Origin of the sequence: Bacillus massilinigeriensis, assembly GCF_900111815.1 — a bacterium.
GTDB lineage: Bacteria > Bacillota > Bacilli > Bacillales > Cytobacillaceae > Mesobacillus_C > Mesobacillus_C mediterraneensis.
In genome coordinates, this window is record NZ_LT630004.1 from 1,500,687 (window position 1) to 1,516,445 (window position 15,759).

General features: G+C 40.9%; 12 protein-coding genes. 8 read left to right on the top strand and 4 right to left on the bottom strand.

Annotated elements, in window-relative coordinates:
• Positions 1-67: 67 nt before the first annotated feature.
• The 3 genes from BQ5796_RS07855 to plsY form a co-directional block, all read right to left on the bottom strand.
• Positions 68-1,234: a CapA family protein gene (locus tag BQ5796_RS07855; protein WP_071459731.1), complete on the bottom strand. Its 1,167-nt coding sequence runs from the start codon at positions 1,232-1,234 to the stop codon at positions 68-70.
• 468 nt (positions 1,235-1,702) lie between these two features.
• On the bottom strand, positions 1,703-2,422 hold the full coding sequence (locus BQ5796_RS07860) for a two-component system sensor histidine kinase NtrB (RefSeq protein WP_071459732.1): 720 nt from the start codon (positions 2,420-2,422) through the stop codon (positions 1,703-1,705).
• A gap of 128 nt (positions 2,423-2,550) precedes the next feature.
• The gene (gene plsY / locus BQ5796_RS07865; protein ID WP_071459733.1) at positions 2,551-3,156 is read right to left on the bottom strand and encodes a glycerol-3-phosphate 1-O-acyltransferase PlsY; all 606 of its coding nucleotides are present in this window, start codon (positions 3,154-3,156) and stop codon (positions 2,551-2,553) included.
• A gap of 193 nt (positions 3,157-3,349) precedes the next feature.
• Here plsY and BQ5796_RS07870 point away from each other — a divergent pair, with 193 nt between their 5' ends.
• The 4 genes from BQ5796_RS07870 (at position 3,350) to BQ5796_RS07885 (ending at position 6,969) form a co-directional block, all read left to right on the top strand.
• Positions 3,350-3,667 (top strand): DUF3243 domain-containing protein, encoded by a 318-nt coding sequence (locus BQ5796_RS07870; RefSeq protein ID WP_071461201.1) that lies wholly within the window; start codon positions 3,350-3,352, stop codon positions 3,665-3,667.
• Positions 3,668-3,875: 208 nt separating this feature from the next.
• Entirely contained in the window at positions 3,876-5,051 is a 1,176-nt protein-coding gene (chrA, locus tag BQ5796_RS07875; protein ID WP_071459734.1) for a chromate efflux transporter, read from the top strand.
• 36 nt (positions 5,052-5,087) lie between these two features.
• Positions 5,088-6,374, top strand: a complete 1,287-nt coding sequence (locus tag BQ5796_RS07880; protein WP_071459735.1) for a purine/pyrimidine permease — start codon at positions 5,088-5,090, stop codon at positions 6,372-6,374.
• 181 nt (positions 6,375-6,555) lie between these two features.
• Positions 6,556-6,969, top strand: coding sequence for a CoA-binding protein (locus BQ5796_RS07885; protein ID WP_071459736.1), 414 nt, complete (start codon positions 6,556-6,558; stop codon positions 6,967-6,969).
• A gap of 108 nt (positions 6,970-7,077) precedes the next feature.
• Here BQ5796_RS07885 and BQ5796_RS07890 read toward each other — a convergent pair whose 3' ends face one another.
• On the bottom strand, positions 7,078-8,451 hold the full coding sequence (locus tag BQ5796_RS07890; protein ID WP_071459737.1) for a S8 family peptidase: 1,374 nt from the start codon (positions 8,449-8,451) through the stop codon (positions 7,078-7,080).
• 333 nt (positions 8,452-8,784) lie between these two features.
• Between BQ5796_RS07890 and parE the strand changes: the two genes are divergently transcribed.
• The 4 genes from parE to BQ5796_RS07910 all read left to right on the top strand — a co-directional run bounded on the left by parE (position 8,785) and on the right by BQ5796_RS07910 (position 15,738).
• Positions 8,785-10,761, top strand: a complete 1,977-nt coding sequence (gene parE / locus BQ5796_RS07895; protein WP_200792869.1) for a DNA topoisomerase IV subunit B — start codon at positions 8,785-8,787, stop codon at positions 10,759-10,761.
• On the top strand, positions 10,758-13,202 hold the full coding sequence (gene parC, locus BQ5796_RS07900; RefSeq protein WP_071459739.1) for a DNA topoisomerase IV subunit A: 2,445 nt from the start codon (positions 10,758-10,760) through the stop codon (positions 13,200-13,202). Before parE ends, parC begins: the two co-directional genes overlap by 4 nt.
• Positions 13,203-13,408: 206 nt before the next feature.
• Positions 13,409-14,857, top strand: coding sequence for an alanine/glycine:cation symporter family protein (locus tag BQ5796_RS07905; protein ID WP_071459740.1), 1,449 nt, complete (start codon positions 13,409-13,411; stop codon positions 14,855-14,857).
• A 122-nt stretch (positions 14,858-14,979) separates the two neighbouring features.
• Positions 14,980-15,738: a hypothetical protein gene (locus BQ5796_RS07910; RefSeq protein WP_071459741.1), complete on the top strand. Its 759-nt coding sequence runs from the start codon at positions 14,980-14,982 to the stop codon at positions 15,736-15,738.
• The last annotated feature ends 21 nt before the right edge of the window (positions 15,739-15,759 follow it).

The window sequence follows — 15,759 nt, forward strand, 5'->3', positions numbered from 1 at the left end:
ACGGAACCGTACGTACGGTGGTGTGAGAGGGACGGAGGTTAGTCACCTCCCCCTATCTCTATTTGATTCAGTTCTCTCCTGGTTCCATGGACATTTTCATATGCTCCATGATTTCTTGATATTTTTCTGAAGCATTTGTTAAACCAAAGTGACCCGCATCCTTTAAAGGGACAACTCGATAGTTAGTTTGATGGAAGCTTGAAACAAATGTTGGAAAGAAAGTTGGTTGTGAAATTTTTATAGACGTTTCATTTGAATGTACAGTTTTCGTTAAGTTTACTATTGCTAGCCCGCCGATGTCCTTATAATCCCAAACTTGGCCAGAAAGGAAGTTTCCAAGGGAGTATACAACAAGCGTCCGGTTTCCGTCTTTTCGTTCGATCCAATCCATAGGTTGCAGAACATGGGGGTGGTGCCCAAATATAACATCGACACCTTCATTTGCTATAAATGAGGCAAGCTCTTTTTGTTCTTCACTAGGAAATCTCTGATATTCGTTTCCCCAATGGATGCTCATAACAACTGCATCTGCAGCTTGGCGGGCACGGCCAATTTCTTCGTGCATAGTATTCTTGTCTATCAAATTTACTAAGTATTCTTTTCCATTTGGAACTGGGATGCCATTCGTTCCATACGTATAAGATAAATAGGCTATTTTTACACCTTTCTTTTCAAGAATTCTTAATGTCATTTTGTCCTTTTGATTCTTGAATGCTCCAACATACGGTAGTTTCACTTTTTGATAATAAGCAATCGCATTCTGTATTCCTTTTTCCCCTTTATCGAGGGAGTGATTATTCGCAGTGGATACGATATCTACACCAGAATCAATTAAAGCGTCGCCTGCTTCCTGCGGACTATTAAAAGTCGGATAACTCGACAATCCTATATCTTTGCCGCCAAGAACTGTTTCCTGGTTTGCGAGTAAGATGTCCGGCTTTAATAGCTCATCCTTTACCTCGGAAAGCATTGGCTTGAAGTCATAACTCTCGTTTGATTTGGCATCATTATAAACTCTATCGTGGAGAAGGATGTCACCAACAGCACCAATCGTCACGGTTTGCTGCCATTCTTTTGTGGGAATATCTGCTTTTCTTCCCGGGTTGTTTTGAATTTGCTTTACTTCTTCTCCTTTCTTTTTTTCATTGGCTAGCGGCGCTTGGAAATAAAGAAGGACAGTGCATAGCAACAAAAGGGAAAAGAGAATAATATATCTTATTTTTCGGTCTTTCATATAAAGTCTCCTGTCTTTAATGCTTCCATGTTGAATAACAAAAGGTATATGGTTAGTATAGTACAAAAGCTGACAAAAGAAGTATCTTTAAAATAAAGTTCCGGAAAATGTCTAATAATGTCATAAAAATAAAGGAGGGAACGACCGTGTTTTTTCTTTCAGAAAGTGCTGCATCTGCTGCTTCAGAAGCAATAGACAGAGAAAAACAAGGTGATGAACAGCTTTATTTGCGAGTATCAGTCGGAAAGGGTTGAGGAGGGCCCAAGCTTAATCTGTCTCTGGAAGAGCAGCCATTAAAAACTGATAATGTTATGCTGTCACACGGAATTCAATTGCTGATCAACAAAGAAGATGAAATTTATTTTCACCATTCGATTTTGGATTTTTCATCATTAAGGGGATTTTACCTCGTGCAAAATGAAAGAGACGACGGTCGAAGAAAGTTTTCTACTTAAACCTTTTATCGTATTAAAACAACAGTGGAATCTGGACCGTAACAATCGTACCATAACCCAACTTACTTGATATTTCTAGCTTCCCGCCATGGCTGTCTACAATATTTTTTGAAACAGATAGTCCGATTCCGCTCCCGCGTTCCTTTGTCGTATAGTGGGAATTTGTCACCATCGAGACTGATTCCTCTTTGCTTAAACCGATTCCATTATCTATTACAGTAATGCGGGCAAAGCCGCCTTTCTTCGCAACTTTCATTCTAACTTTGCCACAAGAAGAGCCTTTAGCTTCAACGGCTTCAAATGCATTTCTGACTAGGTTAAAGAGCACCTGGCGAATTTGTCCTTTTTCGCAAAGGATAAAAATTTCTTCGTCAGAGAAATCTGCGGAAAATTGTATATTACGGAGTATCGCTTCACTTTCAAACAAGAATGAAATATCTGCGATTAATAGATGTAAAGACTGCTTTTCATAGCCACTTCTTTCTTGTCGACGAATTCCCAAGTATTCATCAATCAATTCGTTTGTCCGATCTATTTCCTGAAGGAGCAATTCAGCATGTTTTTCCTTACCTAGCGCGATTAAATCTGGTTTCAGCAGCTGTACGAAGCCTCTAATTGCTGTAAGGGGATTGCGGATTTCGTGGGCAATTTGAGATACAGACTGATGGAGTAAAAAGCTGCTCTTCCTGGTAAAATCGTTATCATCAACTGGGGAAAATTTATTCTTGTTCATGGTTTCTCCTTTATGATTGTATTAGCCGAGCAAGGCCATGAAACAATCTATGAAGCTTATTCTGCCCTTATGACAAAAACAGACAACTTAACAGAAAAAGAGCCGGAAAGAATTCCGGCTCTTTAGGATTAGTTTTTCTTTTTTCGTTCCAGCCATGTCACCTTCGGCTCAGCCCCGTTAATGATCCTTCCGATGTTTGCTCTATGACGGTAAAACACAAAGGTCGAAAGGGCGCCCACGACAATTATCAATATCAGGTCTCCATCTACAATTGCATAAACAAGGGTAGCCACTGCTGTGAGCATAGATGAGAGGGAAACAATTTTGGTTACTTTCAGGCTGATAAGAAAGAAAGATAGCATGAATAAAAACATAAGCGGAGAGAACGCCAACAAGATCCCACCTGAGGTAGCGACAGCCTTGCCACCTCGAAAACCAGCAAAGACAGGATACATATGCCCTAGTACAGCAAATACTCCTGCTAGCAGTATGGGCATATCTGGGTAATGAAGAATTATCGGCAAGCATGCTGCCAATGTACCTTTTAGGATATCGGCCAGTGTTACGGCAATCCCAGCTTTTGCTCCTAGCGTTCGGAAAGTGTTCGTCCCGCCTAGATTTCCGCTCCCATGCTCGCGGATATCAACTCCATGAAACAGCTTTCCCCATATAAGACCGGAAGGAATGGAGCCGATCAAATAAGATAGTAAAATAATAAGTGCATAAACTCCCATGATATTTCTCCTTTTTCAATTCTATCGTCATTGTACCACGTTAAAACGAAAACAACATTTGAAAATTCGCCATTAAAAGGCCATCTTTCAGTAAATTTGAAATCCCCATTCCGCTATTGTGTTTGAAACGTACGTTACAGGGAATCAATTAACAGCAGGCCAAAACAGCATATATAAAGGAGCGATAATAATGATGGAAAACAATTCTACCAATGTAAATGAAAGAGTGGAAAAGAAACTAAGCAATCTTGGTGAAGGCCAAAAGGACGAAATTCTTTCCAGCTTTGGACATTTCAAATCCTACCTTAGTGACAAGGTATCCATCGGTGAAAAAATGGGTCTTGACGAAGAACAGCTTGCCAAGGCTGCAGAGAAAACAGCAAACTACTTAGCAAAGCATGAAGAGCCAAGAAATAGTGAAGAGAAACTTCTCCAAGAACTTTGGAAAGTTGGTACGCAGGAAGAACAACATAAGCTAGCGCATCTGCTCGTTAAACTAGTCGGCAAATAACAGTAAAAGGGTGGACAAAAGCAAAGCATCGAAAGGTGCTTTGCTTTTTCATTTTTCTGTAGCGAAGAAATAGATACCTGCTATTTTACCATAGGCTAATTTCTCTTCCAAACCGCTCCTAAGTGGGAAATCATCTGAAAAGCGAAGGATATATTATCCACTTTCCGTAACTTTTTGTTATGATAAGCATGAAAAGAGGAGGTAAAAGATGAAAAGCGATTCACATTGTAAAATGCTGTTGGAACTCTTTGCTGTTTCCTTAAGGCTGGGACTGACTTCCTTTGGTGGTCCAGCGGCGCATATCGGCTATTTTCGTGACGAATATGTAGAGAAAAAGAAATGGCTAGACGAGAAAGAATACGCCGACCTTGTAGCACTGTGTCAGTTTCTTCCGGGACCAGCAAGCAGCCAGGTAGGGATGGGCATTGGAATCATCCGCGCCGGGTTCACGGGTGGTATGGTATCTTTTTTAGGCTTTACACTTCCATCTGCCATACTTCTCGCGTTCTTTGCTGTTTTTATTGGGGTAATTAATCTTGAAAATGCCGGCTGGCTTCACGGCTTGAAACTTGTCGCTGCAGCAGTTGTCCTTCATGCTGTTATTGGAATGGGTAAAAGTTTCTCTTCATCCAAAGCCACAGCGAGCATGACTGTAGCAGCAACTGTTATATCTTTGCTTTGGACTTCACAAATTTCTCAAATTGTGATAATTCTTTTGGCAGCCGTTTTCGGTCTGACTTTTATTAATCAACCGTCAAGAGAGCATGGTTCATCAATGAAACTGCCTGTCAGCAGAAAAATCGGGTTAATCAGTCTTATCCTTTTTGCTGTTTTACTGTTCTTTCTTCCAGTCATTGCTGAAAAAACAGGATTCTTCTACATCAGCATGTTTGACAGTTTTTACAGAAGCGGAGCGCTTGTGTTTGGTGGCGGTCATGTTGTTTTGCCTCTTCTTGAACAAGAAACTGTCCCTGGATTATTGGACCGAGAAACTTTTCTAGCGGGTTATGGTGCAGCACAAGCAGTCCCAGGACCACTTTTCACCTTTGCCTCGTACATCGGCATGGCTGCAGCAGGCTGGAGAGGTATGATGACCTCTACACTCGCTATTTTTTTACCAGCTTTTTTGCTCATCGCAGGGATGCTCCCATTCTGGAATAGTATCCGACAATATAGTCTCGCCGCTAAGGCACTTACAGGAGTAAACGCAGCGGTTGTAGGCATCTTACTTGCTGCACTTATTGACCCAATTGTGATGACTACTATGACGAATAAAGGAGATATATCTTTTGCGGCAATTCTTTACCTTTTGCTCGCTTACTGGAAAGCACCGCCATGGGGAGTAGTTATAATTGGGATAACGTATGGTCATTTATTTTTTTAAAGATCTAAATACGATAAAACATAGGAGTTTTACTATATGAAAACTGTTTTGGCAGCCATCCAGTGGATGGCTTTTATGATTGCAGGCACCATTGTTGCTCCAATTGCAGTAGCAGATTTGTTTCACTTGAGCCCTGCAGATACAGAAGACTTTGTCCAACGCACCATTTTTGTACTTGGAGCCTCCACTTTCTTCCAGGCAATTTTTGGTCATCGACTGCCAATTAATGAAGGACCGGCAGGGTTATGGTGGGGTGTCTTTGCCATTTATGCTAGTCTTGGGGCAACCATGTTTCAGTCAACAACCGAGACGCTGCAGGCGCTTCAGGGGGCCATGATCATAAGCGGGGGAGTCTTCTTCATCCTTAGCCTCTTCAAGCTGATTGAAAAACTTGCCATGTTGTTTACACCAGTAGTTAGCGGCATTTATATAATCCTGCTTATTCTTCAATTAAGCAAATCGTTTTTAAACGGCATGTTTGGGATCGGATACAGAAAAGATGGCCTAGATGTACCTATTGCACTTTTCAGTGTCATGCTTGTACTTTTAACCTTTTATCTTTCCAGACACAAGACAAGGTTGATCAGTCAGTATTCAATTCTTATTAGTTTGGCAGCTGGTTGGATAGCTTTTTCCCTTTTTGGTTTCGGAATAGAGAAAGCCACTCACTCCAATGCCCTTATTCGATTTCCAGAATTACTTTCATTCGGTGACCCAATATTCCATCCGGGTTTAATTTTGACTTCCGCCTTCATTACCTTGCTTCTCGTAACGAACATGCTTGCAAGCATACGAGTAACAGAAGAAGTGCTCAAAAAGCAAGGGGAGACAGTCGATAGTAATCGTTATAGGGCGGGGGGATTCATCGCTGGAATCAACCAACTTCTTGGAGGGATGTTCTCTGCAATCGGTTCAGTTCCTATTTCCGGAGCTGCTGGATTCATTGCTACTACTGGTTTCTCTAAGACCCTTCCTATCGTTTTAAGCTCTTTATTCATCATGGCAGCAAGCTTGAATCCTGCCTTAATGTCCTTTTGTGCCTCTCTGCCAGCACCTGTAGGCTATTCCGTTACCTTCGTTATTTTTTCGAATATGGTTAGAATTGCTTTCTCTGAATTCGATAGAGAAGAAGAAAAGCACCGGACAAGACTAGTCATTGGCGTTTCTCTTTTGAGTGGGACTGGGGCAATGTTCGTAAGCACTTCTGCCTTTACAGAAGTATCCCCAATCCTCACTTCCATTTTAAATAACGGATTAATCTTAGGGACCCTTATTGCAATTTTTGCGGATCAGTGGACTAAAAAATTTGGTAAGAGACTATAAAAAATTCCCGGTAGGATACCGTATTTCGCCTTGGTATTGTTTCACAATACTGATTAATGTCATTGCTCTATGATACATTTACAATGTTGCATAATTTTAGCGTATATTGCCAAATCAGTGTTACAATATACAGCAATACCGTTACAATTATAGGAGACTACAAAAGAAAGGGTGTTGTAGTATGACCATCCATAATCCTTCACGCGGGGAAATAGGAAAGCTGTTGAAAAACGCAAAGAGAATTGCAGTAGTAGGATTAAGTGATAATCCCGAAAGAACGTCGTATATGGTATCGGAAGCAATGCAAAAAGCAGGGTATGAAATAATTCCGGTAAACCCCAATGCTAAGGAGATTTTAGGAGTTCCATCCGTTGGCTCTCTCAAGGAAATCAAAGGGCATGTCGATATCGTTAATGTTTTCCGTCGATCACAATTTCTCCCTGAAATTGCTAGAGAATTTGCCGAAATAGATGCTGATATTTTCTGGGCTCAGCTAGGCGTTGAAAATGAAGAAGCATATGGCTTCTTAAAGGAAAAAGGCTACACTGTCATTATGGATAGGTGTATTAAAGTGGAACATGCTATGACGAAATGAACGAGGAAACTACAGCATTCCTCTCGTTGAAAAAGCCGCCACTCCGTGTTAAACACTATTTAAAAAATGACGGCTTATATTCAAACGATAGGTGTGAGAAAGGATGGTTTAACGGGATAGGCGCAGCCTTTCGCGAAATCCATCCTTTTTCGATTTTTTTTCAGATACGCTCAATAACGACTGCTGAACATCAATCATTCCAAACCCAAAATCATTGTCTTTCCCTCGTCTCCCCAAATCGATGGCAGAGTTTTTAATGATATGTGCAACCTCCTGATTAGACAGTCTTGGATTCGCAGATAAAATAAGACCTGCAAGTGCCGTTACATGCGGTGCCGCCATAGAAGTACCTGAAAGTGAAGCATATCTGCTGCGGAAATAGGTGCTAGGAATTGATACACCTGGAGCAGCAATATCGATATAAGCTCCGTAGTTTGAAAAATCTGCCCGCCCGCCGGTATGATGAACAGCCGAAACGCCCATCACTTCCGGGTAGGCCGCTGGGAAGGAAGGTTGGGCGGAATTGTCATTCCCTGCCGCCGCGACCATTACTGCACCTTTAGAATAAGCATAGCGGACAGCCTTTTTAAGCACTTTAGACGGCTGATAATTTCCAAGGCTAAGATTAATGACATCCGCGCCATGATCAACTGCCCAAATGATTCCTTTAGCAATATCGAAGGTAGAGCCGTATCCGTCTTTTCCCATAGTCTTTACAGGCATAATTTTGTTGTACCAAGTCAATCCTGCTACACCTTCTCGGTTATTCGTTTCTGAAGCAATTATTCCTGCGACATGTGTTCCATGTCCGTTGTCATCAACTGGAGGCTGATCTGGATAAAGTAAATTGTATCCTTTAACCAAGCGGTTTTTTAAATCTGGGTGTTCAAGATCCACGCCTGTGTCGACTACGGCAATCGTGACTTCCTCGCTTCCACGTGATACAATCCAGCCTTTTTCCGCTCCAATTGCAGGGAGATTCCATTGATATTTTTCTTTATATAAAACATCATTGGGCAGCGGGGCAGCATTCTGCATCAAAATATAATGCGGCTCTGCGAAAACTACATTCTTTTTTTGATTAAAAAAAGCTAATAATTGTTCCGTACTGTATGCAGGAGAAGCAAAAAGATAGGTGGAGTGAAAGCTCTTAACTGCTGTTCCTCCAATTTCTTTACATAATTTTTGAATTTCGTCTTCTGTTAGATCATTTGTGAAATTTACAGCGGCTTCATGATCATAAAAATGACTTTTATCTTTCTTGTTATGTTGGATAAAAAGGACATCCGCGCTGTTCTCCAACCTGCTTTTAATTTTTTCTCCCATCTCAATGTTATTAACTTTCGCCATGAGCATGGGTCTTGATTCTGTATACATCTTATCGCTTCTATTTTCATTATTGTGTGTGGTTGTTGTAGGGAGAACAGTAAAAAATCCAAGCGCACATGCTAGAAATAGTAAACCTATTGCCTTCAAAATCATTCACCTCCTTTCTTAGGGTGGAAGTAATCAAAATTTTTAAAGGCGGGAAGATATGGAACAATAAATCAAGGAAGAAATGAGTCATGTTTGTGTATAAAAACCACAAAATTAGTACAAATTCGTGGCCTATCGCCAGATTCAATTTGCCAAATTGAGATTAATCGCTACAATAAAGCATAGTATGATAAAATAAACACACAAGAACATCCGTTCCTATCGTCCTTTTTCCCTTACAGGAAGGGAATAGAGGCATGGAGGATGAATACTTATGAGAAGCATCGACAAATAAAAAAATAATTCGATGCGCTGTATTGAGTTGAAAGGGGTATGTATGTGGCAGTAAAACAATCCTATGAATATAACGATGATGCCATCCAGGTACTCGAAGGCCTGGAAGCAGTCAGGAAAAGACCAGGCATGTATATTGGCAGCACGGATAGCCGCGGGCTTCATCATCTCGTTTATGAAATTGTCGATAATTCAGTTGATGAAGCACTGGCTGGATTTGGCAGTGTCATCACTGTTAAAATACACAATGATAATTCTATTTCCGTTCAAGATAAAGGACGGGGAATGCCAACCGGAATGCATAAACTTGGCAAGCCGACGCCGGAAGTCATCCTAACAGTTCTTCATGCCGGAGGAAAATTCGGTCAAGGGGGCTACAAGACGAGCGGCGGTCTACATGGTGTCGGTGCGTCAGTAGTAAACGCTCTTAGTGAATGGCTTGTAGTAACGATTAAACGAGATGGATCGATTTATGAACAGCGGTTTGAAAAAGGCGGAATTCCTGTTACAACGTTGATGAAAGTCGGAAACACAAACCAAACTGGAACAACCATTCATTTTAAACCTGATTCAGAAATCTTTTCGACGCTCACTTATAATTACGATACCTTATGTGAGCGCCTAAGGGAGTCAGCATTCCTTTTAAAAGGACTAAAAATTGACATCATTGATGAACGTAATGATGTGAGGGAAACTTTCCATTATGAAACAGGCATACAGGCATTTGTAGAGTATTTAAACGAGGAAAAGGATACACTTCATCCAGTAGTCAGCATGGAAGGAGAGAGCGGTGACATCAAAGTGGAGTTTGCATTTCAATTCAACGATGGTTATTCCGAAAACATGCTCTCCTTTGTTAACAATGTACGTACGAAGGATGGAGGCACTCATGAAGTGGGGGCCAAAACGGCGATGACCAGGGCCTTTAACGAATATGCGAGAAAAGCAGGATTGTTAAAGGAAAAAGATAAAAACCTGGATGGAGCAGATATACGCGAAGGGCTCTCCGCCATTGTTTCCGTTAGAATTCCAGAACAAATTCTTCAGTTTGAAGGGCAAACAAAAGGAAAGCTTGGTACAAGTGAGGCTAGGTCAGCTGTTGACTCTGTAGTGTCCGAGCACCTTTCATACTTCCTTGAGGAAAATTCAGAATTTAGTTCTCTTTTGGTGAAAAAATCAATAAAAGCATACCAAGCACGAGAGGCTGCCCGAAAGGCAAGGGAGGACGCGAGGAGCGGAAAGAAGAAAAAACGCTCCGATACAATGCTTTCCGGCAAACTTACTCCAGCACAATCAAAGAACCCAGCAAGAAATGAGTTATACCTTGTTGAAGGTGACTCAGCCGGAGGTTCTGCTAAACAAGGTCGTGACCGAAAATTTCAGGCCGTCCTTCCTCTCAGGGGAAAAGTTATTAATACGGAAAAAGCAAAGCTTCAGGATATCTTCAAAAATGAAGAAATCAATACTATTATCCACGCAATTGGAGCAGGTGTAGGCACTGATTTTTCAGTCGATGATATTAACTATGATAAAGTAGTGATTATGACGGATGCGGACACAGATGGCGCGCACATCCAAGTGTTGTTATTGACATTCTTTTACCGCTATATGAAGCCGCTAATTGAGGAAGGCAAAGTATTTATTGCGTTGCCGCCTTTATATAAAGTAAGTAAAGGATCAGGTAAAAAAGAAGTAATAGAATATGCATGGAGCGACGATGAACTTCAAGGTGCAATCAATAAAATCGGTAAAGGCTACATGATTCAGCGGTACAAGGGACTTGGTGAAATGAACGCAGACCAGCTTTGGGAAACTACCATGAACCCTGAAACGAGGACGCTAATACGTGTAAGAATCGATGATGCTGCAAGAGCAGAACGGCGGGTCACTACATTGATGGGTGATAAAGTAGAGCCGAGAAGAAAATGGATTGAATCCAACGTTGCTTTCGGTTTAGAAGAAGATGGCAATATTTTAGAGAATGAAAATATCATGGTTACTGAGGAGGTTTCCGAAGGATGAGTTCAGCAGAGACATTCAGAGACCTTCCGCTTGAAGATGTCCTCGGCGACAGATTTGGACGCTATAGTAAATATATCATTCAAGAGCGAGCGCTGCCTGATGCTAGAGATGGCTTGAAGCCTGTACAGCGGCGAATATTATACGCAATGTACGCAGAAGGAAACACCCATGAGAGGAATTTCCGAAAATCAGCAAAGACAGTCGGAAATGTTATTGGTAATTATCATCCGCATGGCGATTCCTCTGTATATGATGCAATGGTCAGAATGAGTCAAGACTGGAAGGTTCGCAATCTTCTTGTCGAAATGCATGGTAATAACGGCAGCATCGACGGAGATCCACCTGCGGCTATGCGTTATACGGAAGCCAGGCTTTCCGCAATTTCTTCAGAACTTTTAAGGGATATCGACAAAAATACCGTGGAGTTTATCCCTAACTTTGATGATACTTCGAAAGAGCCGACGGTCCTTCCATCGATGTTCCCTAACCTTCTTGTCAATGGTTCAACAGGAATCTCTGCAGGCTATGCAACGGACATCCCGCCGCATACGCTTGGAGAAGTGATCGATGGAGTGATCATGAGGATTGACAACCCAAATTGTACGGTTGATGATCTTATAACAGCGATAAAGGGTCCAGATTTTCCTACCGGGGGAATCATACAGGGGATTGAAGGTATTAAAAAGGCTTACGAGACAGGCAAAGGAAAAATCGTTATTCGCTGCAAGTCTGAAATTGAAACGATTCGCGGAGGCAGACAGCAAATTGTCGTGACAGAAATTCCTTATGAAGTGAACAAAGCCAATCTTGTCAAAAGAATCGACGAACTTCGCCTCGATCGAAAAGTAGAGGGCATCATGGAAGTTCGGGATGAGACAGATCGCACAGGACTCCGCATAGTTATTGAAATGAAAAAAGATGCAGATGCGGAAGGTGTTCTCCACTTCCTATACAAGAACACAGATTTACAAGTTACATATAACTTCAACATGGTTGCTATATATAAAAAACGGCCAAAACTGATGGGACTCAAGGAATTGCTAGATGCATATGTGGACCATCAAAAAGAAGTAGTGACAAAGCGGTCAGAGCATGATTTGCAAAAAGCGCGTGAACGCCAACATATTGTAAAAGGCCTAATCAAGGCACTTTCCATTCTTGATGAAGTAATTGCTACAATACGGGCATCGAAAGATAAAAAAGATGCCAAGGCTAACCTTGTGAAGGAATTTTCGTTTACAGAAGCTCAATCTGAAGCCATTGTTTCCCTTCAGCTTTATCGTTTAACCAATACTGATGTAACAGCATTAAGGGCTGAGTCAAAGGAACTGGAAAAAAAGATTGAAGATTTGACAGCTATCCTTGCAAGTGAGAAAAAACTCTATTCAGTTATTAAAAAAGAATTGAAAGATGTAAAAAAGAAATTTGCAGATGACAGAAGAACAATGATTGAAGACGAAATTGAAGAAATTAAAATAAATCTTGAAGTAATGGTTGCAAGTGAGGATGTTGTAGTGACCATAACCAAGGATGGTTATATTAAGCGGACAAGCCTGAGGTCGTATGCTGCATCGAATGGACAAGATCTTGCAATGAAGGAGACGGACAGGCTCCTTGAGAAGCTTGAATTGAATACAAAAGATGTCCTCCTTGTATTTACAAGCAAAGGGAATTATCTCTATTTACCTGTCCATGAACTCCCGGATATACGGTGGAAAGACTTAGGACAGCATATCGGAAATATCGTTTCCATCGATAGGGAAGAAGATATCGTTAAGGCAATACCGGTAAAAGACTTTGAAACAAGTGCCTACCTTCTGTTTGTAACCAAAAAGGGCATGGTTAAGAAGACGGAACTAAAAATGTACAAAGCTCAGCGATATTCCAGAGCATTAACCGCAATAAACCTTAAAAAGGATGATTGTGTACTTGATGTTCATCTTACAGAGGGTATGAAAGAAGTATTTCTCGCTACCCATCTCGGTTATGCCCTATGGTTCAGTGAAGAGGAAATCGCTCCTGTCGGGATTAGAGCGGCAGGAGTAAAAGGAATAAATCTAAAAGAAAATGATTATGTCATTGGTGGAAAGGTCTTGGAGCAAGCCTCCAAGTCTGCCGTCGTGATTGCTACCCAACGAGGTGCAGCAAAGAAAATGAAGTTAGCGGAATTCGAGAAATCTACTAGGGCTAAACGGGGCGTTGTCATGCTTCGAGAATTGAAGACTCAACCGCATCGCGTTACAGGCTTTGTAATAGCAGATGCAACTGATATGATTTTTTTCCGTACTTCCAAGGGACAAATTCACCAAACTGTTGCAGCGGATTTCCGATTCAGTGATCGGTACACTAATGGTTCCTTCCTGTTTGATGAGAATGAAAGCGGACAGCTGACATGCATGTGGAAGGAATCAAATACAGAGAAACAAGGAAATGAAAAGTAAATTGTTTTTGGGAAACACTTTTGAAACCTCCTGTAACTTTTGGCAGGAGGTTTTTCCTTGCTTGCTAACGTGTATTATATTATGAGGGTCCATAGTAAATATCCCTAAGGCAAAGAAGGACAAAAAATTATTGTGTTGAGAAAAGAGAGATAATTTGTTATATTTAAAGTTATACTGATATATTACGGCAACAAAGGAGAAATTGAATGAATACTTTTTTAGACTTAACTAATGGCATTATCAACGATTTAAACAATTACCTTTGGACATATGTCCTTATCGCAGTACTCATCGTATTAGGCTTCTATTTTTCTCTTCGGACTAGGTTTGTCCAATTTCGTTATTTTTTCGAGATGTTCCGTATTCTTGGTGACAGAGAAACTGTTTCTGCTGAAGGGAAGCGGGGACTATCCTCATTTCAAGCTTTCTGCATCAGTGCGGCCTCAAGGGTAGGCACTGGAAATCTCGCAGGTGTTGCTACGGCCATTGCCACAGGGGGGCCAGGTGCTGTTTTTTGGATGTGGTTAATTGCTTTTATTGGAGCAGCTTCCAGCTTTATTGAAAGTACTTTAGCACAAATTTATAAAGTGAAGGACAAGGATGAATTCCGCGGAGGGCCTGCCTATTACATGGAACGTGGATTGAACAAACGGTGGATGGGCATCTTGTTTGCAGTAATTATCACGTTTTGCTTCGGGCTTGTCTTCAACTCTGTGCAATCGAATACTATTTCACTTGCATTTAATTCAGCATTCAAAATCGACAAACTTTGGATTGGAATCACGCTCTCTGTACTGACTGCCATTGTTATTTTTGGTGGTGTGAAAAGAATTGCACATGTCTCACAAATCATGGTTCCAATCATGGCTGTCTTATATTTAATCCTTGCACTGATCATTGTTATGATGAATATTGGAGAAGTGCCAAGCATGATTAAGATGATTGTTCAAGATGCATTTGACTTCCGTTCCGCTTCAGGTGGGGTCTTCGGTGCTGCTATTATGATGGGGATCAAACGCGGATTATTCTCCAATGAAGCCGGCATGGGAAGTGCGCCTAATGCCGCGGCTACTGCAGCAGTGTCACACCCTGCAAAACAAGGACTTATCCAAACACTTGGCGTATTCGTCGATACGATTCTTATTTGTTCTGCTACAGCTTTTATCATCATCCTTTCTGGGACAAATACAACGAAAAATTTGGATGGTATCCAGCTTACACAAGCAGCCTTGACCGAGCATGTAGGTTCATGGGCGCCGTCTTTTATTGGCCTAGCTATTTTCCTTTTTGCATTTTCTTCTATAATCGGTAATTACTATTACGGTGAAACTAATATTGAATTTATTAAAAACAGTAAGCCGATCTTGTTCGTCTACCGTCTTGCAGTAATTGGAATGGTTCTTTTTGGTGCTCTAGTTGACTTAAAGATTGTTTGGAACATGGCTGATCTATTCATGGGGATTATGGCTCTAATTAACCTTGCAGCAATCGTCATGCTTGCCAAGATTGCCCTTGCCGCTCTGAAGGATTATCGTGACCAAAGAAGGGAAGGGAAAGATCCCGTATTCTATTCTGATTCTATCCCTGGGCTAACAGGCATAGAAGCCTGGGAGCCTAAACCAAAACATAATTCGGAACAAGAAAAAGCACAATAATTTATAATGAATAATATTAATGCGAAACTACGAAAGAGCAGGGATTTACTCCTTGTTCTTTTTTGCATTTTTCTTCCTGCTTTGGACAGACTAATTACAAAACACCGCTAGGAGGATTGTACATGAAAAAAAGCTTACTTTTTGTATTTCTCCCTTTTCTGCTTTTAACTTTTTTTTGCATGACAGGAGTAAATGCAATAAGTGCATTGGAGGAGCCAAAACTTCTATTTAAAAAGCAAGGAGATGTTACTGGTGATAAAAAAAAGGATACTATTTTATTAAAGGGTATTCCTCATGAAAAGGATTCAGCCTACTTAAAAGCTGTTTTACTTGAGACAATTACTTCGCAAGGAAAAAAGATTACAGTAAAGCTCCCTGGTGGATATGAACCGACTCTATCCCTGAAAGATATGGATCATGATGGGGTAAAAGATCTTTTTGTCAGCATTCCAACAGGTGGAAGCGGGGGACTTGCAAATTACTTCTTATACACATTGAAAGATGGATCTGCAAAAAATATAACTATTCCTGAAACCCTTCAAATTTCCAGTCAGTTTGAGGATAACTATAAAGCATCTATCAAAATTGATCAAACTGGCAAAAAATTCACTGTTGATTTGTCTTCTCGAAAGAAGGAGTATGAACGTCTCGGTATATATCAGGATGGTAAATTAAATGAACCTACAGAGTTAATTGTCCAACCTTTTGGACTATTGAAACCTGTTAAATTACAAAACGGGAGATACGGCTTTAAAGGGTTACAGCAAATAAGCGGTGCTTATCGCGCAGATGTTATTGCAACAGCAGTTTCTTTATGGGAGTACAAGAACGGGGAGTGGGTGCTCTCAAAATCCTATTTAAAGAGAAAAGGAAAGCATTAGGAAAAGATATTACCATTTTAA